At 50.8% G+C, this 19,552-nt stretch carries 17 protein-coding genes; 13 read left to right on the forward strand and 4 right to left on the reverse strand.

What is annotated here, in order from left to right:
• Nucleotides 1-312 precede the first annotated feature (312 nt).
• Entirely contained in the window at nucleotides 313-1,920 is a 1,608-nt protein-coding gene (gene ggt / locus VN24_RS11840; RefSeq protein WP_045670579.1) for a gamma-glutamyltransferase, read from the reverse strand.
• 131 nt (nucleotides 1,921-2,051) lie between these two features.
• Between ggt and VN24_RS11845 the strand changes: the two genes are divergently transcribed.
• The 4 genes from VN24_RS11845 to VN24_RS11860 all read left to right on the forward strand — a co-directional run bounded on the left by VN24_RS11845 (nucleotide 2,052) and on the right by VN24_RS11860 (nucleotide 5,850).
• The gene (locus tag VN24_RS11845; RefSeq protein WP_045673217.1) at nucleotides 2,052-2,501 is read left to right on the forward strand and encodes an Lrp/AsnC family transcriptional regulator; all 450 of its coding nucleotides are present in this window, start codon (nucleotides 2,052-2,054) and stop codon (nucleotides 2,499-2,501) included.
• A gap of 284 nt (nucleotides 2,502-2,785) precedes the next feature.
• Nucleotides 2,786-3,838: a tripartite tricarboxylate transporter substrate binding protein gene (locus tag VN24_RS11850; protein ID WP_052702907.1), complete on the forward strand. Its 1,053-nt coding sequence runs from the start codon at nucleotides 2,786-2,788 to the stop codon at nucleotides 3,836-3,838.
• A gap of 19 nt (nucleotides 3,839-3,857) precedes the next feature.
• Entirely contained in the window at nucleotides 3,858-4,310 is a 453-nt protein-coding gene (locus VN24_RS11855; protein WP_045670580.1) for a tripartite tricarboxylate transporter TctB family protein, read from the forward strand.
• A 31-nt stretch (nucleotides 4,311-4,341) separates the two neighbouring features.
• Nucleotides 4,342-5,850: a tripartite tricarboxylate transporter permease gene (locus VN24_RS11860; RefSeq protein ID WP_045673219.1), complete on the forward strand. Its 1,509-nt coding sequence runs from the start codon at nucleotides 4,342-4,344 to the stop codon at nucleotides 5,848-5,850.
• A 110-nt stretch (nucleotides 5,851-5,960) separates the two neighbouring features.
• Here the strand turns inward: VN24_RS11860 and VN24_RS11865 are convergent, their stop codons facing one another.
• The gene (locus VN24_RS11865) at nucleotides 5,961-7,001 is read right to left on the reverse strand and encodes a zinc-binding alcohol dehydrogenase family protein (protein ID WP_045670581.1); all 1,041 of its coding nucleotides are present in this window, start codon (nucleotides 6,999-7,001) and stop codon (nucleotides 5,961-5,963) included.
• Between the two features lie 183 nt (nucleotides 7,002-7,184).
• On the opposite strand from VN24_RS11865, the gene VN24_RS11870 reads away from it, so the two are divergent.
• From VN24_RS11870 to VN24_RS11885, 3 genes are all read left to right on the forward strand, one after another.
• Nucleotides 7,185-7,505 carry a winged helix-turn-helix transcriptional regulator gene (locus VN24_RS11870; protein ID WP_045670582.1) on the forward strand — a complete coding sequence of 107 codons (321 nt, stop codon included), beginning with the start codon at nucleotides 7,185-7,187 and terminating at the stop codon, nucleotides 7,503-7,505.
• 760 nt (nucleotides 7,506-8,265) lie between these two features.
• Nucleotides 8,266-8,673: a DUF2500 domain-containing protein gene (locus tag VN24_RS11880; protein ID WP_045670584.1), complete on the forward strand. Its 408-nt coding sequence runs from the start codon at nucleotides 8,266-8,268 to the stop codon at nucleotides 8,671-8,673.
• Nucleotides 8,674-8,770: 97 nt separating this feature from the next.
• Entirely contained in the window at nucleotides 8,771-9,751 is a 981-nt protein-coding gene (locus VN24_RS11885) for a helix-turn-helix transcriptional regulator (RefSeq protein ID WP_045670585.1), read from the forward strand.
• Between the two features lie 58 nt (nucleotides 9,752-9,809).
• Here the strand turns inward: VN24_RS11885 and modB are convergent, their stop codons facing one another.
• Both modB and modA read right to left on the reverse strand, forming a co-directional pair.
• Nucleotides 9,810-10,472 carry a molybdate ABC transporter permease subunit gene (gene modB / locus VN24_RS11890; protein ID WP_045670586.1) on the reverse strand — a complete coding sequence of 221 codons (663 nt, stop codon included), beginning with the start codon at nucleotides 10,470-10,472 and terminating at the stop codon, nucleotides 9,810-9,812.
• Nucleotides 10,473-10,497: 25 nt separating this feature from the next.
• Nucleotides 10,498-11,289: a molybdate ABC transporter substrate-binding protein gene (gene modA / locus VN24_RS11895; protein WP_045673220.1), complete on the reverse strand. Its 792-nt coding sequence runs from the start codon at nucleotides 11,287-11,289 to the stop codon at nucleotides 10,498-10,500.
• A 264-nt stretch (nucleotides 11,290-11,553) separates the two neighbouring features.
• On the opposite strand from modA, the gene VN24_RS26310 reads away from it, so the two are divergent.
• The 6 genes from VN24_RS26310 to VN24_RS11925 all read left to right on the forward strand — a co-directional run bounded on the left by VN24_RS26310 (nucleotide 11,554) and on the right by VN24_RS11925 (nucleotide 19,497).
• Entirely contained in the window at nucleotides 11,554-12,525 is a 972-nt protein-coding gene (locus VN24_RS26310) for a C40 family peptidase (RefSeq protein WP_052702909.1), read from the forward strand.
• A 189-nt stretch (nucleotides 12,526-12,714) separates the two neighbouring features.
• On the forward strand, nucleotides 12,715-13,632 hold the full coding sequence (locus tag VN24_RS11905) for a carbohydrate ABC transporter permease (RefSeq protein ID WP_052702910.1): 918 nt from the start codon (nucleotides 12,715-12,717) through the stop codon (nucleotides 13,630-13,632).
• 13 nt (nucleotides 13,633-13,645) lie between these two features.
• Nucleotides 13,646-14,473 carry a carbohydrate ABC transporter permease gene (locus tag VN24_RS11910; protein ID WP_045670587.1) on the forward strand — a complete coding sequence of 276 codons (828 nt, stop codon included), beginning with the start codon at nucleotides 13,646-13,648 and terminating at the stop codon, nucleotides 14,471-14,473.
• Between the two features lie 120 nt (nucleotides 14,474-14,593).
• A complete protein-coding gene (locus VN24_RS11915) occupies nucleotides 14,594-16,381 on the forward strand; it encodes a sensor histidine kinase (protein WP_158453669.1) in 1,788 nt (595 codons plus the stop codon).
• Complete coding sequence (locus VN24_RS11920; RefSeq protein ID WP_045670589.1) at nucleotides 16,356-17,963, forward strand: response regulator; 1,608 nt, start codon at nucleotides 16,356-16,358, stop codon at nucleotides 17,961-17,963. The genes VN24_RS11915 and VN24_RS11920 overlap by 26 nt, the downstream gene beginning before the upstream one ends.
• 232 nt (nucleotides 17,964-18,195) lie before the next feature.
• Complete coding sequence (locus VN24_RS11925) at nucleotides 18,196-19,497, forward strand: ABC transporter substrate-binding protein (RefSeq protein ID WP_045670590.1); 1,302 nt, start codon at nucleotides 18,196-18,198, stop codon at nucleotides 19,495-19,497.
• The last annotated feature ends 55 nt before the right edge of the window (nucleotides 19,498-19,552 follow it).

A 19,552-nucleotide genomic window follows, 5' to 3' on the forward strand; every position in this document is an offset into this window, starting at 1 on the left:
TTGTTGAAAAACATGCGTTTGTACATCTTTTTTCTTTACTATTTATCCACCTCGTAAAATTCCTGCGAATATACATTTATTTCAGGCCCATGCGTATGTTTAGGCAAAAAAAGCTTGGAATACCTGCGCAATAGCAGGAATTCCCTCTCGATTAGCGATTTCGATCGATAATACCTGCACAAATGCAGGTTTGAAGGCTCGTCCGCGCGAACTGCCTCGGGTCGTTTCATGCGCCACGGCTTTTGCCCATCTGTACCGCGGAAAAAAGCCGAAACAGAAGGTTCATCGTGCAAAGGGTGGAGGCCCGCTCGTTTAGAAACCGATGGCGCAGCCATCTTTGCGCGGATCCGAGCCGCCCTGAAGAACGCCCGTATCCGGATCGATCCGGATTCCCTGGTATCCGCCGACGCCGAAAGCATCGCCATCCCCGGGCTGCAGAATCGTGTAACCGATGCCGGCGAGCTCCCGGCTCGTTTCCTCGCCGATGCCGGTTTCCAGATAAAGGCCGTCGTTATAATGCCGGAACCGCGGAGCTTCGCCCGCCTCCTGGATGTTCATGCCGAAGTCGATCATATTGACCAGCACCTGAACCTGTCCTTGTGGCTGCATATCGGCGCCCATCACCCCGAACGAGACGAGCGGCTTGCCGTTTTTCAACACGAGGGACGGAATGATCGTGTGAAAAGGCCGTTTGCGCGGAGCGACCGCATTGACATGGGAAGGGTGGAGGGAGAACAAGGAACCGCGGTTTTGCAGGAAGATTCCGGTGTCCTCCACGAGTTCCCCGCTGCCGAACAGGCTGAACACGCTGTTGACGACGGAAGCGATGTTGCCCTCGTGGTCGACGACGGTCAGATAGACCGTATCACCGCCCAGTTCAATTCCCGGCGGGGCCGCGACCGAAGCGGAATTGCGGATCCTATCGGCCAATTCCGCCGCGTATTCCTTGGATAAGAGGCGGTCGACAGGCAGTTCGGCAAAATCCGAGTCCGCGATATAGCGGTCCCGGTCGGCATACGCGAGTTTTTTGGCTTCGGCGAATAGGCGAATATAGTCCGCCGAGTTATGCCCCATCGAGGCCACATCGAATTGCTCCAAAATATTGAGCATTTCCAGCACGACGAGCCCTTGACCGTTGGGCGGGATTTCAAGAATCGAATGTCCCCGATAGGTCGTCGAGATCGGCTCCACCCAGTCGGATTGATGGCTCGCAAAATCGCTTTTTCGCAGCAAGCCGCCTTCCCGAATCATAAACGCTTCGATTTGATCGGCGATCTTTCCTTGGTAAAAAGCGTTTTTTCCTTGCTCGGCCAGCAGCTTCAGCGTTGCGGCAAGATCGGGCTGCTTAAAGAGCGTCCCTTCTGCCGGCGCCTTGCCGTTCATTAAATATTTGCGGCTCGCTTCCGCGGATTTACGCAGCAGCGGTTCCGCTTTCGACCAATAGTAAGCGACCATTTCGCTTACCGGAAAACCGTTCTCGGCATATCGGATCGCCGGAGCGAGCACTTCCTTAAACGACATCGTTCCATACTTTGCGAGCAGCTGGGCCCATCCGTCCACGACGCCGGGGACCGATACGGACAGCGGCCCGTGATCGGGAATTTGCTCGTAACCCATTGACCGGTACGCTTCCACCGATGCCATCGCGGCCGAACGTCCGCTTGCATTCAAGCCTTCGATTGTTCCCGTTTTCCCGTCATGAACAAGGGCGAACATATCGCCGCCGAGGCCGGTCATCATCGGTTCCACGACGCATAACACGGCGGCGACCGCAACCGCGGCATCAAAAGCGTTGCCGCCGGATTGTAAAATCTCGATTCCGGCCGCGGAGGCCAGAGGCTGACTGGTAGCGACCATACCCCGGGCCGCATGGATGACGGAGCGCGTTTGCTGACGATACCCTGATGGACGATCAAACATTGCACAAACCCCTTTCGATTTTACGAGTCCGAGTGAGAAAGCTTTGGGCGCTACCTGCGAGAGCCCCTTTTATTTATCGTTTAATTTGGTACAATTCAATTAATAGAATGAAAAGCTACGAGGTGACCCTAATCGTGATCGATGAAATCGACTCCCATATTTTGCAGGAGCTAGCTAAAAACAGCCGGGTCTCATATGTAGATCTCGCAAAAGAAATCGGCTTATCCCGGGTAGCCGTGCGCGAGCGGATTGACCGACTGGTGGAGCAGGGGATAATCGAGCAATTCTCCATCGTCATTAACGCCGAACGGCTGGGCAAAAATATTTCCGCCTTTTTCGAAATCGACGTCGAGCCGAAGCATCTGGACGATGTCGCCTCGACGCTGTCGGATAACGACAGCGTTGCCGCCTTGTACCAAATGACAGGACCCTGCACGCTTCACATGCATATCCTTGTGGAAGACCACAAAGCGCTGGAGCAATTTTTGAAAGAACATATTTACTCCCTGGAAGGAATCACCCGCGTCGAAAGCCACATTTTGCTCAAACGGTACAAAGCCCAGAACGGAATCAATATCTAAATGTAAACCAACGACAAGCTGCCAATTATTTGGCAGCTTTTCTTACATATTGTAGAAATTCATTCCCCTTCCTTAATCATTTCGTTGAGACCGGAATTCGGACTCGTATTTCAAAATGTATGCTAATAAATCGTTGGAGTTAATTTTTGCAGACAAATTGACTGATGTCAATTCATTAATATTTATTTTTTTATTTTTTGCTTTCATTTGTTGAAAAATCGAAAAGGTGTGATGTATAATCACCTTGTAATGTAAAAATATATAACGCCAGGGGAGTGGTTCATTTGTCGAAAAGGAAAACCGCGTTGTCAGCCGTCTTTATGATTTGTATCCTGTTGCTTTCCGCTTGTGGCAGTTCGGGTAAAACGGAGACGTCCGCAAATGCAACGCCAGCTGCCTCCGAATCGGACAAAACGTCCGAGCCCGCTCCGGAAAAGAAAACCGACTTTCCGAAGCAGCCTGTAAAAATGGTCATTCCGTATCCGCCCGGCGGCGGCTCCGACGTTTTGTTCCGGCTGGTCGCTTCTTATGCCGAGCGTCATCTGGGCCAGCAGATCGTACCGGTTAATATGGCCGGCGCATCGGCGACGATCGGCTCCCGTTTTGTCAAAGACGCCAAGCCGGACGGTTATACCATTCTCGGCTCCCACCAGGTTGTAGCGACGGCGCAGCATACCGGCATTGTCGATTACGGCTTTTCATCTTTCGAAGGCATCAACCAAATTACGTCCACTCCTCACATTCCATCCGTCACCAAAGCGTTTTCCGAAAAGAACAATGTGAAAAATATGACCGATTTTATTAATTACGTAAAAGCGAATCCGGGCAAGGTCATCTGGGCCTATACCGTCGGTTCCGAGGACCATTACACGATCGCGGCCCTGCTTGATAAAGCCGGCGTCGATCCGCGTTCGTTGAAATACGTAAGTTATCCGGGTACGGGGCCGCAATATGCCGCGATGGTTGCGAACCAGGTTGAAGGCATGGTCGCCGACTACGCATCCGGCAAAGGCTACTTTGAGTCGGGCGATCTCGTTCCGCTCGGCATCGTAAATACGGAGCGCAACGCCGCCCTGCCTGATGTGGCAACGGTGAAAGAACAAGGGATTGACTTCACTCTTCCGGTAGCCCGCGGAATGATGGCTCCGAAAGGGACGCCGGCTGAAGTGCTCGAAGTGCTGAACGAAGCCTATAAAAAAGCGCTGGAAGATCCGGAGCTGCAGAAAAAAATCGCGGAACTGGGCAGCTTTGCGATGTACAAGCCGCATGACGAGTACAACACGTTTTTGCAGGAGCTTGATGCGGAAATGGCCAAGCTCGCGGATAAAATGAAGTAACGTTAGGAAGGTGTCGAGCATGGCAGACCGAATCTTTTCGCTTGCCGCATTGTTTATCGCCGGGCTGTTTCTATACGAGTCCCGGCTGTTCGCGGAGAAGAAAGGCGTCCAAGCCTTCTCCTCCGCCTTTTTTCCAAGGCTCATCATTTATGCGCTGATCCTTTTTTCGGTCATTTTGCTCATACAGAGCTTTATCAAGCGAGGCAAACGTGCTCCGAAAGGAGCCTTCATCGCCTACTTGCGGAAACATTGGCGCGTTCCGTTCATGTTCGCATGGTTTGCCGTCTATTTGATTTTGATGCCGATGGTCGGATTTGTCCCCAGTACGATTCTGTTTCTCTTCATCGGTTTTCTGATGCTTAATTTCCCGTTTGTGCCCAAGAAGCTGCTGCTTTACATTCCTCTGTCCTTTGTTCTGACCTTTGCGATCCAATTCATTTTCGAGCGGGAATTGAACGTTTTACTGCCTTAAGTTTCACGGAAAGGAGTGAATCCGAGTGGATATGATCCATCTGCTTCAGGCTTTTGAAGAAGTGATGAAGCCTATCAATTTGTTCTATTTGTTTATCGGCACGCTTGCGGGCATTATCGCCGGCTGCATACCGGGGCTTACTTTTACAACCGCGATCATGCTGGCCTTTCCCTTTACGTTCGGCATGGAGCCGATTTCAGGCTTGACGCTGATGATCGGCATCTATACCGGCGGCGCGTCAGGGGGATTGATCGCAAGCACCTTGATCGGCATTCCGGGCACGCCGTCGTCGGTTACGACCATGTTCGACGGCTATCCGATGACACTGAAGGGAGAGCCGGGACGGGCGCTTGGCCTTGGCATTCTGTCTTCGGCGGTGGGGACCGTATTCGGGGCGCTTATCCTGTTTTTCCTGGGACCACTGGTGGCGATGATCTCGCTAAAATTCGGACCGTGGGAAGTGTTCTCTCTTGTCTTATTCGCCTTGACCTTGATCGCGGGATTAAGCGGCAAATCGCTGCTGAAGGGGTTGATCGCGGGACTGATCGGGCTGTTGATCGGCACGATCGGCTACGATCCGGCCGGCCAGCTGCGGTTCGACTTCGGCATGGACAGCCTGTCATCCGGAATTTCGCCGCTGCCCGTTCTGATCGGACTTTTTGCCATGTCCCAGCTGATGAAGAACGTGGAGGAAGTGCGGACTCAAATCGGCAAGTTCAAAACGAAAACGAAAATCCGCATCCCGATGCTGCAAGTGTGCAAAGACCTGGTCCGGGAAAAATTCGCGCTGTTCCAATCTTCCACGATCGGCGTCATCATCGGGGCGCTGCCTGCAGCGGGGGCGGAAACGGCCGCCTTCATCGCGTACGATCAGGCGAAACGATTTTCCAAGGAAAAGGATGAATACGGCAAAGGGCACGCTGGAGGCATAATCGCATCCGAAGCGTCCAACAACGCCAATGCCGGGGGAGCGTTTATCCCGTCCATTACGCTCGGCATACCGGGGGACATGGCCCAGGCGGTTATGTTCGGCGTCCTGATCCTGCACGGCATTACGCCGGGTCCGGGGTTATTTCAAGCCCAGCCGGTTCTCGTCAACTCCATCTTTGTCGCACTCATGCTAAGCGCGTTTGCGATGCTGTTCACCCAAACCGCACTGCTTCCGCTGCTGATCCGCATTTCGTATATTCCGCTGTCGATACTCGTTCCGAGCATCATCGTGTGCAGCAGCGTCGGATCGTTTGCCTTGAACAATCAAATGTTCGATGTCTGGATGATCGTCATTTTCGGCTTGGTCGGATATGTGCTGGAAAAAATCGACGTTCCGTTAGGTCCGGTCATTCTGGGCTTGCTCCTCGGGCCCAAAGCGGAAGAGGAACTGCTCAAGGCGTACCAGATCAACCCGGAGATTACGCCGTTCTTCACCCAACCGATCTCGCTGCTGTTTATCGTGCTGTCCATCGGCTCCATCGGATTCACGCTGTGGCAGAATCATAAGGAGAAAAAAGGCGAGAAGGTGCGGATGCCGGTCGATATCTAGCTCTTTGTGCGCAAGAGTACCCTTGGCAGTTGTCGCAGATGAGGTCTGTAACGCAAAATCCTGTACGCATGCGAGCAGGATTTTTTTGCGTTACAGACCTCATTCTCGTTTCACACCTGGAAATGTTCCAGCACCAGCTTGCCGATCATGTTCCCGGCGGCCGCTTTCTCATGCGCCAGGCGCAAATTGGCCGCGTTGATCGGCTCCAGCCGCTGCGTCAACGTCGGTTTCACTTTCCCGGCATCGACCAGATCCGCGACGGCTTGAAGCAGCCGGTGCTGCCCGATCATATCTTCGGTTTTGAATTGCGGCTTTGTAAACATCAGTTCCCAATGGAACGATACGCTTTTGAAAAAGATCAGGTCCAGGTTAACCGGCTGATTGAGCGGCACGATGGAGCAGATTTTGCCCTGCGGCGCGATCGCCTCGGCCATTTGCTCAAAGTGGCCGGCCGTATCGTACAGGCAGAAAATATAATCGACGGTCTCGAGTCCAAGCTCCTTCAGCTGCGGTACAAAAGCTTCTTTGTGGCTGATAATATGGTCCGCGCCATGATCTTTGGCCCACTGCGCCGACTCCGCTCGCGATGCGGTGCCGATGACCGTCAATCCGGCAAGCTTGGCGAGCTGCGTCGCAATGGAACCGACGCCGCCTGCCGCCCCGATAATCAAAATCGATTTGTTCCGATTGTCCTGTTCGCTGCGGCTGATTCCAAGCCGTTCATACAGTCCTTCCCACGCGGTAATCGAAGTGAGCGGCAAAGCGGCGGCTTGAGCGAAATCGAGACTTGCCGGTTTGAGGGCCGCTATCCGCTCATCCACCAGATGAAATTCGCTGTTGCAGCCCGGCCGGTCCAGGCTGCCCGCATAATACACTTCGTCCCCGGGCTTAAACAGCGTACAATCGGGCCCGGTTCCGATAACGATTCCGGCCGCATCCCAACCGAGTATTTTCGGCGCGTCATTGCCTTCATTGCCCCAAGAGCGGACATCCTCATCCGCTTTATTGACCGATATCGCTTTTACTTCCACCAGCAGATCCCGGCCTGCGGGAACCGGTTTTTCGATTTCGAGATCGACCAGGCTTTCCGGATCGGTTAACGGAACATAACGATAAAAACCGACTGCCTTCATCGTTTGGCGATTGCTCATGTCACTCATCCTCTCCAGCTTCGTATATCGTACGATTGAATTATATCGGGTATAATCAATTCACATAAGTACGCATATTTTTATGGCATAGTATTAAAAATCATACTATTGGAAGGGTGAAGCGCGGTGGGTGGACGGGAAGAGGCTGGCGGTGCGAATCGAAGGGGGAGCGGATGCCCGGTGATGACCACTTTGGATGTGATCGGGGGAAAGTGGAAAGGGGTTATTCTGTACCATCTTCTGGACGGAAAGAAACGGTTTAATGAATTCCGGCGCCTCTACCCGGGGATGACGCAGTTTATGCTTACGCTGCAGCTGCGGGAGCTCGAACGGGACGGAATCATTCACCGCGAAGTGTACAAACAGGTTCCGCCCAAAGTGGAATATTCGCTGACCGACTTTGGCAAAACGCTGGAGCCGGTTATCGTCGCGATGAAAGAGTGGGGTGAGACGTATCCGCTGAATCAGGAGGAGGAAGAAGGAACTCAGCCGGGGGAGATATGAGCTTCATTTCGGCCTTGATGCATACCTTCGCCTTACCGCATCATAAATTTGAAGTAAGTCTGTTCCATAAGCAGGATTTTCGCTCTGAACGAAGGGGTGATTTTTGAAAAAGATGCGTTCGTACTTCTATTTTCTTTTCATTTTTCGACTACGTTAAAATTCCTGCGAATATACATTTTTTTGTCGCCCCCATCTCCCGTTCAGGCGATATTTGTCAGCTTAACAATCGCGGCTTTGGCTCATCCGAATGGCGGAAACAAGGTATAAAATAAGGACTGCGCCAAAAAGGTTCCAAACACTTGGTATTGAAGCGAGCGATAGATATAGGCCATAGGGCAACGACCAGACAAATACCATATACCTTAAAATTCGATTCGCCATAAACGAAACGACGATACCCAATAAAGCGGGAATGATCAGCATGATAAAGAGGATGAGAACCGTATCCGTGCCGGCTGGAGTCCGTGAATACGGATTCCAGAACAAAAAAATGGCACACAGAATGATGCATCCCACCGAAGCGACCGCGCCGAAAAAGGAATCATTCCATTTCAATGAAAAAAACCTCCACCTGAATAGGTTATTCCAGAGCCTGAATCCCCGTCTGCGCTAGCCCGTCTTTTCATTACCTGTTTTCATTCAAATTTTGATATGGTATAGTTTTCCTCAAATGATCGTCATTTCCTTCCTGTAGTGAAACAAATTGGCACCTATCTCCGTACTAATAATGAACAAAACGGTTAGACAGGAGGTATTACCTATGATGGGTGGACCGTCCATGGGCCCAGGGCCCGGCATTATGTTTACGATCGTACCTATTTTTATCGCGATTGTGTTCGCAATCGTCATTGGCAGCATCGTCTTAAACAGCGTGCGTTATTTCAAAAATGCAAAATCGCCGCGAGAATCCGTCTATGCCCGCGTGATCGCCAAGAGGATGGAGGTGCGTAACCATACTAGCCATCACAGCAATGGTGAAGGCACGCATCCTGTCAGCTCTTCCAGGACGGATTATTACATCACGCTGGAGTTTGATAACGGCGAACGGAAAGAATATCTCGATGTGAAAAAGTTGTACGGTCTCGTTGTCGAAGGCGACGAGGGGTATGCCGCCGTTCAAGGCGATTGGATTGTCGCATTTGAGCGGGAAGCGGCGCAAAGTCAATAACGCTTGGCAAACGTTCATCCCAATTATGCCTGAATCATTCAATCGATAATCAAATCTGTTATAATGTGATCTATCTGGATTGATGTGAGGGGAGTTCATGTTGGACGAAACGTCTTATACGCCCGAAGAAATTGCAGCGCTTCTGAAAATATCGAAGCTGAAAGTATACGATTTAATCAAAAAAGGCGAAATACCGTCTTATCGGGTCGGGAAGCAGATGCGGGTCGATTCATCCGATTTGGAGGCCTACAAGCTTCAGTCCAAAGGCGTCCATGCCAAACATACCGAGAAGCCGATTGCCTCCGCGATTTCCACTTCCTCAGAACACGCAACGGCTGGCCGGCAGGATGCCCATCTTGATGCGGCACGAGGGCGGTCGGTCATTATAACGGGACAAGATATTAGTCTTGATATTCTCGCTAAGTATTTGGAGAGGCAGGCGACCGGGGCGCGGCCATTGCGTTCTTACGTCGGCAGTATGGAAAGTCTGATCTCGATGTATCAAGGCGAATCCGATATCGTAAGTACGCACCTGCTCGACGGAGATACCGGTGAGTATAACATTCCATATATTCGCAAACTTTTTGTCGGTCAACCGGTAGTCGTCGTCAACTTATTAAGCCGCTCGGCGGGATTTTATGTCCAAAAGGGAAATCCGCATAAGCTGCAATCGTGGGCTGATCTGGGAAAAACCGGCATCCGGCTCGTGAACCGGGAACGAGGCTCCGGCGCTCGCGTGCTGCTGGACGAACAACTGAGACTTCACGACATTCGACCTTCGAAAGTAGCGGGATACTCAGACGAGGAAAATAGCCACATCGCAGTAGCGGGAAAAGTGGCTGCGGGAGAGGCGGATGTTGGCGTTGGAATCGAAAAAGCGGCGCAAATCGTCGGCGGAGTCGATTTCGTTCCGCTGATCCAGGAGCGATACGATCTCGTCATGTTGAAGCGGCCCGAAAATAGGAACTGGATTGAGGCTGTCATTGCCATCCTGCGTTCCGAATCGTTTCGTAATGAGCTCGCCGTTATTCACGGCTATGACTTATCGCGGACCGGAGAAATTGTTTATGAGTCCTAAGCTAAATACGCCCTTCGTCACCTTTGACTGCTGCAGAGGTGAGAAGGGCGTATTTACGTTAATTCTTTGTGAACCGGTTGGCCAGAAGAAGCATCAGAAATGACATGACGAGCATGGAACCGACCCATGCCCAAGCCATGCGCATGCTTCCTCCGTCTGTGGCGACATAAATCGCGGTCGGGATCGTTTGCGTTTTTCCTGGAATATTCCCCGCAACCATCAACGTTGCTCCGAACTCTCCAAGACCCCGGCAAAATCCCAAAATATACCCTGCCGTCAGCGAACGAAAGGCGAGGGGGACCGAGATGTAGAGAAAGACCTGCGATTCCGAGGCTCCGAAAGCTCTCGCGGAATTCTCAAGCTCGGAATCAATGCTTTCAAATCCGGCTCTCATCGTCCGATAAGCGAGCGGAAACGCGACGACGGTCGCCGCGATAATGGCGGCTTCCCATGTAAATACAAGCGTTTGGCCGAAAAGGCTCTCGTACAACTTTCCGATCCAGCTTCTCCGGCCAAGCCAGACCAGCAGGATAAAGCCGATGACAGTGGGCGGCAGCACAAGAGGAAGCAGCAGCAGCGTCTCGACGATGCTTTTTCCGAAGAATCGCACCTTGGCCATGATCCAGGCAATGACGACAGAGAGTGCGAAAACAATCAAACTGGCGATAATGGAAATCTGAATCGAAAGGGTAATCGGTTCAAAAAACGTTGTCCAATCCATAAATACTCATCCTGTCTCAAGTTGCTTAAGGCAGCTTAAATCCATATTTTTTGAATACGGCGCCGGCTTCCTTCGACTGTAAATACGTATAGAATGCCTTCGCTTCGGCGCTGTGCTTCGATTCGCTCAGAACGCCGGCAGGATAAACGATTGGCGTATGGACGCCCGGAAAGACTTTGAGGGCAACTTTGACTTTACTGGATGTAAGCGCATCGGTATTGTAGACGAAACCTGCATCGACGTTGCCCGTTTCGACATACGTTAACACTTGACGCACGTCCTTCGCAAACACAAGTTTAGGCTGCAGCGCGTCCCATACTTTCCGGTTTTCCAATGTCTCCTTGGCATATTGTCCGGCCGGTACCGACTCCGGTTGGCCGACCGCAACTTTTTTGATGCCGCCGGAAGTCAACTCTTTTACCGTCGTGAATTTTTGTTTCGAATCGGAAGGGACGACGAGCACCAGACTGTTAGTCAGAATGGTTTTTCTTTCGGAAATAAAACCTTGCTTCACTAAAGCGTCCATCTGCTTCTTGCCGGCGGAGAAGAAAAGATCGGCCGGGGCTCCCTGCTCGATTTGTTTTTGCAGTGTGCCCGACGACGCATAGTTGAACGTCAGCTTAATGTCCGGATGCGCTTTTTCATATACCGTTGCAATTTCGTCCAGGCTGTCTTTCAGACTCGCTGCAGCGGATACGAGCAGCTCGGTTTGTTTTTTGGCTGCGACAGCCGGCTGCCCCGGTATGAATAGAACGGTAAGCATTAAAGCGAGGGTAAGGATAGACAGCGATACTTTTCTCAACATAATCTCCTCCATCTTCATCAAAAAATCTCATGTCAACGATCATAACACAGGTTCGAATTGTTTTGTACTGATTTGTTATGTTTAGAGCGATTAATTTCGCTATATTAATTGTTCTCGTTATATTTAGATATGTTTAGTTTTATTTCAACAATGACAAATGCTTTTGGGCAAGAATGGAACAACAGGCGCATGGGAAATAAAGGATAGCTTGCATAAATGAAGAGCGGTAGGAAATCCTTAATTCATCTTGGATGAAAAAGGGGAGTACAAATGAGAATGGAGCAGAAAATAAAGCGGCGGGCTGCGTTAGCCTTATGCGTCACGGTATTCGTTGTTGGCGGGGGCTGCGCCCAAAAGCCGTCCGTACCAAATGAGCGGCAGCAGTCGGTGAGGACTGAGCAGCAGCCATCCGCGTCGTCGGCCCGGATGCTTATCGCGGACAAAACCGTTTCTTCTAATGTTAAGGTGTATAAAGATGCCGGTGGAATGGTCTGGATCCCGCTCGAGGAAACGGCGGAAGCGATGGGTTTGCATATCCATAACCAAGGTAATAAAAGCTTCGCGATCGGCAACACCGATCCGGCTTATACGGTGAACGTCAACCAGGCTCAAGCGTTGGCGGGCGACAAAACGGTCAACCTTCCGCAGCTTCCGCGGGTATATCAGGATAAACCTTACCTGACCGTGCAGTCGATGTCGGCATTAATCGGCACTCGTGTCAATTGGAACGAGCCGCAATCGCAAATCATGATCAGTCCGGTCGACGATCGTTCATTGCCCGGGACGAATGGCGCAATCGGATTGCACCATGCCGGAGAAGGTTTCGCGGGACAACTAAGAAGCCTTTCGGTGACCTCCGTCGATAAAGATGAATTAATCCGCTATGCCAAAACGTTTCTGGGGGTTCCTTATGATTTTGGAACCGGCTCCTACGAGGATACGAAAAAGTTTGATTGCTCGTCCTTCGTCCGTCATGTGTATGACCACTTTGGCATTGATCTGCCGCGCACTTCGCGCTCGCAAGCGCAAGTCGGGCAAACCGTCGATGAAGATGACCTGGAGCCGGGAGATTTGATGTTCTTTTACACACCCGGCCGATATGAAAGCAACCGCATCGTAGGCCATGTCGGGATGTATGCGGGCGACGGGCAGATTATCCAAACCTACGGCCGTCCGGGCGTGACGATCTCCGAGTTTGACGACTACTGGAGAAAACGGTTTTTGCATGCAAAGCGCATCGTCGATTAAACGTATTCTACGCTTTTTGTCATAGAATGTAACATAAAACACCGGTCCGGAGCGGCCGGTGCTTTTTTATTTTTCAAACCGTGTATATTTCTATTACTATTTATAGATTTGCCTCATTTATTTCAATTAGTTCAAGAGGTAAGATTTTTGTAAAGGAATCGTCAAGATCTAACAAAGGGAGTGACATTTATGACAGAAATTAACGGGGCAGTGGACAAAAGTTCCGGAAAACTTCACCGGTGGATCGAGCCGATATGGGGTTATGTATTCATCTCGCCCTGGTTATTGGGGTTGTTTGTGCTTACGGTCGGACCGATGTCTCAATCGTTTTACTTATCGTTAACCGAATATAATTTGCTTGAGCTGCCGACCTATATCGGATTCGACAATTACAAGGAAATTTTTACGGATGATGCGGACTTCTGGAAATCGCTGCAGGTGACGCTCACGTATGTGGTGCTGTCGGTGCCGCTGAAATTGTTTTTTGCTTTAATGGTGGCGCTGCTCTTGTTCCAGGCGATTCGCGGCATGTCCGTTTTCCGGGCGATCTTTTATTTGCCTTCCCTGATCGGGGGCAGCGTGGCGATCTCAGCCATTTGGCGCAACTTGTTCGGCATGGACGGCTTTTTGAACAAAATCGGCGGCCTGTTCGGGCTGCAAGGTATCGATTGGATCAATACGCCGGGAACCTCCCTTTATACGCTTGTTATGCTCGCGGTATGGCAGTTCGGATCGTCGATGGTCATCTTTTTGGCGGGATTAAAGCAAATTCCGCGCGATCTGTACGAATCGGCTTCGGTCGATGGCGCATCCAAATTCCGCTCCTTCTTCTCGGTGACGCTGCCGATGCTGACGCCGATCATTTTGTTCAATCTGGTTATGCAGATCATCGGCAGCTTCCAAATGTTTACGCAAGCCTTTATCGTCACGCAAGGCGGACCGATTAATTCGACGCTCGTTTATGCGCTGTACCTGTACCAGAAAGCATTTGCTTACTTTAATATGGGCTACGCCAGCGCGCTGGCATGGATTTTATTGTCGGTCATTGCCGTGTTTACGGTCATTGTGTTCTGGTCGTCGAAAAAATGGGTCCATTATGAAACGTAAGGGTGGCGATACGATGAACCGAAATCTTACTTTACGTTATCTGTTTTTGATTCTGTGCAGCATCGTGATGATTTATCCGGTTTTTTGGCTGGTCGGAAACGCTCTGAAATCGAATGAGGAAATTCCAAAGTCCAACCTGATCCCGACGACGCTTCACTGGGAAAACTTTGCGAACGGCTGGACGGCCATTCCCGGCTTCACCTTTGCCCATTTCTTTTACAATTCATTCTTCATTGTGGTATTGTCCGTTTTCGGTACGCTCATTTCAAGCGCGTTTGTCGCTTTCGGTTTTGCACGGCTGAACTTTCCGCTCAAAAAAATGTGGTTCGCCATCATGATGGTCACGCTCATGCTTCCGACGCAGGTGACGCTTGTGCCGCAGTATATTTTGTTTACCTATTTCGACTGGGTAGGGACAACCCTTCCGCTTATCGTTCCGCACTTTTTGGCCGTCAGCCCGTTCTTCGTCTTCCTGATGGTCCAGTTTATCCGCGGCATTCCGAAAGATTTGGATGAATCGGCGAAAATCGACGGCTGCTCGACGCTCGGTATCGCCTTCAAAATCGTGCTGCCGCTGTGCACGCCGGCCTTTATTACGACGGCGATCTTCAGTTTCATATGGACATGGGACGATTTCCTCGGGCAGATGATTTATTTGACCGATACCGCCAAGTATACCGTTCCGCTCGCGCTGCGGCTGTTTCTGGACAACACGTCCGCCGTTACGTGGGGCCCGATGTACGCGATGTCGCTGCTGTCGGTTATCCCGTGCTTCATCATTTTTATCGTCGCACAAAAATATTTCGTGGAAGGCATTTCCACAACGGGCATCAAAGGATAATTGTTTACAATGCGAGTGAGAAAACCTTATGCTTAAAAAGGGAGCACGCCTTCGATGCGGCTTCTTTTCCCTATTTCTTCGAAAGACACAAGCTTAGTTGAGCAGAAGGTGATCGTTCAGTTGAGAAATCCGTTTAAAACGTTTTCGTTTCAGGTCACGTTTTTCGCTTCTTTTATTATCATTTCCGCTCTGCTCATTTCCGTTCTGGGCATTACAAGCTACTATATCGTCAATCAGGAAGTGGTGGACCAGACCATTTCATCCCGGCGGCTGCTGCTGGACGAAATCAACAAACAGCTCGACCTGCAGCTGCAGTCCGTCGAATACGATTCGCTCGTGCTCGCCAGCAACCCGAAGCTGATCAATTATTTGCAGCAAAGCGAAGATTCGTTTGAGCGGGTCGGACAAAATTCGGACATGATCGATCTGCTCAGCCGGCTCAGCTACGTCAAGGAAGGGATTCATTCCGTCCAGCTGTACGCCAAAGATACGTCGGTCAATATACATATTGGCGGAAACGGCGTTTACGATGATCGATTGCTGACAAAAAGCGTCTGGTTTAACGATATTAAAGATGCCGATTACTGCTGGGTCGGAACCCACACGATCGAGGTCGGAAGCTATCCGGCCGGCGACCGGACCGTTGTCAGCTTTGCACGCAAAGTACTGTCCGCTTCCGGCAAGCAGGTCGGGGTGCTCGTGGTGAACGTGAAAATGCCGTTTATTCAGAAGATCGCCTCAAGCAGCGCGACGGACGTGAACCGCTTTATATTGGACACTCGCGGCAGGCTGATCGCCCAATTTTACGGCGGTCCGGACAATCCGGCTTCCTATGCAAGCATGATGAACAAGCTGGCTGCTATTTTGGACCAGCCCGGCTCTGAGCATTCGGCAATCGCCAATCTGGGGGAAAAGAGTCTCGTGATCTGGAACAAGCAGGAACGGACGCTCTGGGTAACGATGGATATTATTCCGTGGAAAGATATTACGAAGGGGAGCCGCCGGATTGAAAATATCATTTTGGCGGCGGCCGTTCTTTGCATCCTGCTGGCGATTATCATGGCTTACTTGCTGTCGCGGCAGTTCGTCGTGCCGATCCGCAAGCTGATTCATACGATGAACGTGATGAAAATCGGCAAACTGAACGTTCAAATTGCCAATGATTATCACAATGAGTTCGGCCATTTAAACGAAAATTTCAATCAAATGACCACGCGCATCGATACGTTGATGCTGCAGGTCAACGAGCAGAACCGGCGCAAGCGCGAAGCGGAAATTCAGATTTTACAGGAGCAAATCAATCCTCACTTTTTATACAATACGCTGGACATGATGAACTGGCATGCGATCGAATCGGGGGCCCACGACATCAGCCGGATGCTGTCGCTGCTCGGCAAAATGCTTCGCATCGGCCTATCCAGCGGCGCGACTTTTATTCCTGTCGGCAAAGAAATCGAGCATTTGCAATGTTATATGGAGCTGCAAAAAATACGGTACCGGCAAAATGTTGCCTTTTCCATCTCCGTCCCGGAAGAGATGATGCATTATTACACGCCGAAGCTGATCATTCAGCCGTTTGTGGAAAACAGTCTGCTGCACGGCCTTCATTCCCGGAATGAGGGCATCGTTCGCATTTCGGGATGGGAAGAGGAGCAAACGATCTATTTCAGCATTGAAGATAACGGCGTCGGCATGGACCCGGGAGCGGCCCTTCCGCGCAGGGACCATAACGGAATCCGCAACGTGCATGAACGAATCCAGCTTTATTTTGGCGAAAGGTACGGCGTGGATATCGACAGCGAGCCGGATAAAGGAACGACTATCCGCTTGTCTTTGCCGAAAATACTAACGGAGGCGCCGTTAATTACGGAGGGAGAGAACGATGATCAAGGCGGTAATCGTGGATGACGACAGAACGACGATTGATGGTCTTACCCGCGCCGTCCGGTGGGACAAGTTCGGGATCGAGGTGGCGGGAACCGCAATCAACGGAAAAGAAGGACTGAAGCAAATCCGCGCCCATGGCCCGGCTATTATTTTAACGGATCTCTTTATGCCGGTCATGGACGGCATCGAAATGCTGAAGGCGCTGCGCGAAGAAGGCAACCGGGCCGAAGTGATTATTTTGAGCGGGTACGAGGATTTCAAATATGCCCAGTCGGCCGTTAAGCTGCAGGTGAACGATTATTTGTCCAAGCCGGCCACGCTGGATGAAATTGAGCGCGTGCTGAAGGAAACAGCGGACAAAATCAAGCAAAAAGAACAGTCCGAGCGGGAAGATCAAGAGCTGCGGGAGCTGCTGGAGATCAACCTCTCGACAACGAAAAGACAAATGTTCAAAGGTCTGCTTGAACCCGGATTTTGCCGGTCGGCTTTTTTTCGCAAAGTATCGGATTATTTGAAAATCGACTGGTCCGATTGTTTTTTCACCGTGCTGGTCATCGAATTTTTTATTAGCCGCGAATTGAACCGCTACCGGCCAAGCGATCTGTCGCAGCTTGCCTACAAGGTATGGAACATGGCTGATGATCTGTCGCAGTGCAAAGAGGGTGTCTACGTGGCCGACATCCAGCGGAACTTCATTACGCTGATCGTCACGACCCCGGCGCATATGAAGCCGGAAGCGGTGCAGCCGATCGTCAAACAAACCGCCTTGGAGTTTCTGGAAAGCATTCGAAACCGGTTAAAGCTGCAGGCGTATGCATCTGTTGGCAGCGCGGCGGAACGATTGGACGACATTCCGCAATCGTATTCGGCTGCGGTTGATTTGCTCGCGGAACGGGACAAGTTTCCCGATCAGCCGGTTATGACCGGGGAAGACCGGGAAGAAACCGCGAAAGAAATTTGGCGCCGTCCGATGGAAAGCTACCAGCAAATCGTCGACGCCGTCATGTCGGGACAGGAAGAACTCGCCCGGGAACGAATCGAAGAGCTTGCCCAAACGCTGTATGCGGGCTCGATGCCGAGCATTAGCGCGTTAAGGGAATTTGCGATCGATATCGCCGGCCTATTAGCGCTTGCGCTGCATGACCACCGGCTGCAGATCGAAGATATCCACCCGGGCTTCAACATGTACAAGGTGCTGGAGCATCTGCACACCGTAGACGATTTTCACGATTGTCTCCGCGACCTTCTGCTGCCGGTATGCGGAGCGATCAGCAGCCGCAGCTCGCAAAAGCATCGGAAAACGATCGATTTTATTATGCGGTATGTGCAGGAGCATTACGCGGAAGATATTACGCTCGACGTATTGGCGGAGAAGGTCTATTTGACCCGCAATTATTTAAGCCAAATTTTCAAGCAGCGAACCGGAGAAAATTATAACAGCTACTTGACGCGTATCCGGATGGAAAAAGCGAAGGAGCTTATGCTCGAGGGGAATTATAAAATATTCGAGATTTCGCAAATGGTCGGCTACAAAAACAATGCGTATTTCAGCCAGCTGTTTAAAAAATATACCGGTTACAATCCATCGGAATTTAATCAGTAACGTTTCCGTGAAGCTGACATGAAAGTCGGCTTTTTTTGTATACGGCGTCTAATATTATCGGGAATGAATGAAACCGTGCGTATATTTTAATATATTTTGTAGATTTCTCTTATTTTAATAAAAATCAGAGATTTTATAATTAATATTGTAAACCAGCAAACGACAAGGGGTGTTATCAAAGATGACAAGGCGCAGAAGTTTTGGTCGTGGTTTATTTGCTTCAGGAATAGCCTTGACCGTATTTACAGCTCTTCTGACTGGATGTGTTCCGGCGAAAAAAGACGATGCCGCGCCATCGGGCGGCGCTTCGACTGAAGCGCAAGCGGGGCAAAACGTCGAGCTGCGCTTCGCCTGGTGGGGAAGCCAAGGCCGGCATGACCGGACGCTGAAATTGATCGACAAGTTCCAGGAGCTTCACCCGAACATCAAGATTAAACCCGAATATACGAGCTTCGACGGCTATTGGGAAAAGCTGTCCACTCAGGTCGCTGCCAATAACGCGCCTGACATTATGCAAATGAGCATTCTGTACATTAAGGAATACTCGGACCGCGGCGTGCTTGGAGACATGAAGCCTTACTTGAATGCGGAATTGAACGTCACCGATCTGAACAAGGACGTGCTCGACAACCAGGGTACGATCGGCGGCAAGCTGACCGGATTGCCGGTATCCGATAACGCTTCCGTCATGATTTACAACAAAGAAATGTACCAGCAGGCGGGCGTTGAGCCTCCGAAGATGGACATGACGTGGCAGGAGTATTTCGATAAAGCGCGCGAAATCAAGTCCAAGCTGGGCAAAAACGTATACGGCTCGCTCGATTTTTCGACCTCGCTCGAAGGCTTTATGTACTACCTCTTTTCGGTCGGAGATACGCTGTACAAAGACAACAGGCTTGGCTATAACGACCAAAACCTGGTCAACTGGCTGAAAATGTGGGACGACGCCCGCAAAGAAGGCATCGTTCCGCCGGCCGCGATGAGTGCTTCATTCCTGCCGATCGGGAACGCCGATCCGAATAAAGACGCATTAATGAAAGGCGTCGTACCGATTATGGGCCCGCAATTTACAGCCACCTTCCCCGCTTACGAAAATGTGATGAAAGACAAGATCGATATGGTCTCTTATCCGAAAGACAAGCATACCGGCAGCGTGTTGGAAACGGCGATGTTCCTTTCCACTTCCGCCAAGACGGCGCATCCGAAAGAAGCCGCCATGTTTATGGACTTCTTCCTGAATTCGACGGAAGCGGCCGATATTCTTGGAACGGACCGGGGTCTGCCGGAAAACAAAAAAATATTGGAGTATTTGACTCCCGGCTTTACGGATCGGGACAAAAAAATGGTAAACATGCTGCAGCATGTATCGAGCATTCACCCTTCCTGGTACGATGCCGGACCGAAAGGCGCGGGCGAAGTGACGAAGCTGTTCGAACAAATGGTTCAAAAGGGGCAGTTCGGCAAAGCGTCGATCGAAGAAGTCGTCGCCGATTTCCGTAAGGAAGCCGACAAAATTTTTGAGAAGAACAATTAATTTCATCGGTTCAATAGAGAAGACCGCTTAACAAGCGGGCTTCTGTAGTTTCACA

Source organism: Paenibacillus beijingensis, from assembly GCF_000961095.1.
GTDB classification, from domain to species: domain Bacteria; phylum Bacillota; class Bacilli; order Paenibacillales; family Paenibacillaceae; genus Paenibacillus_O; species Paenibacillus_O beijingensis.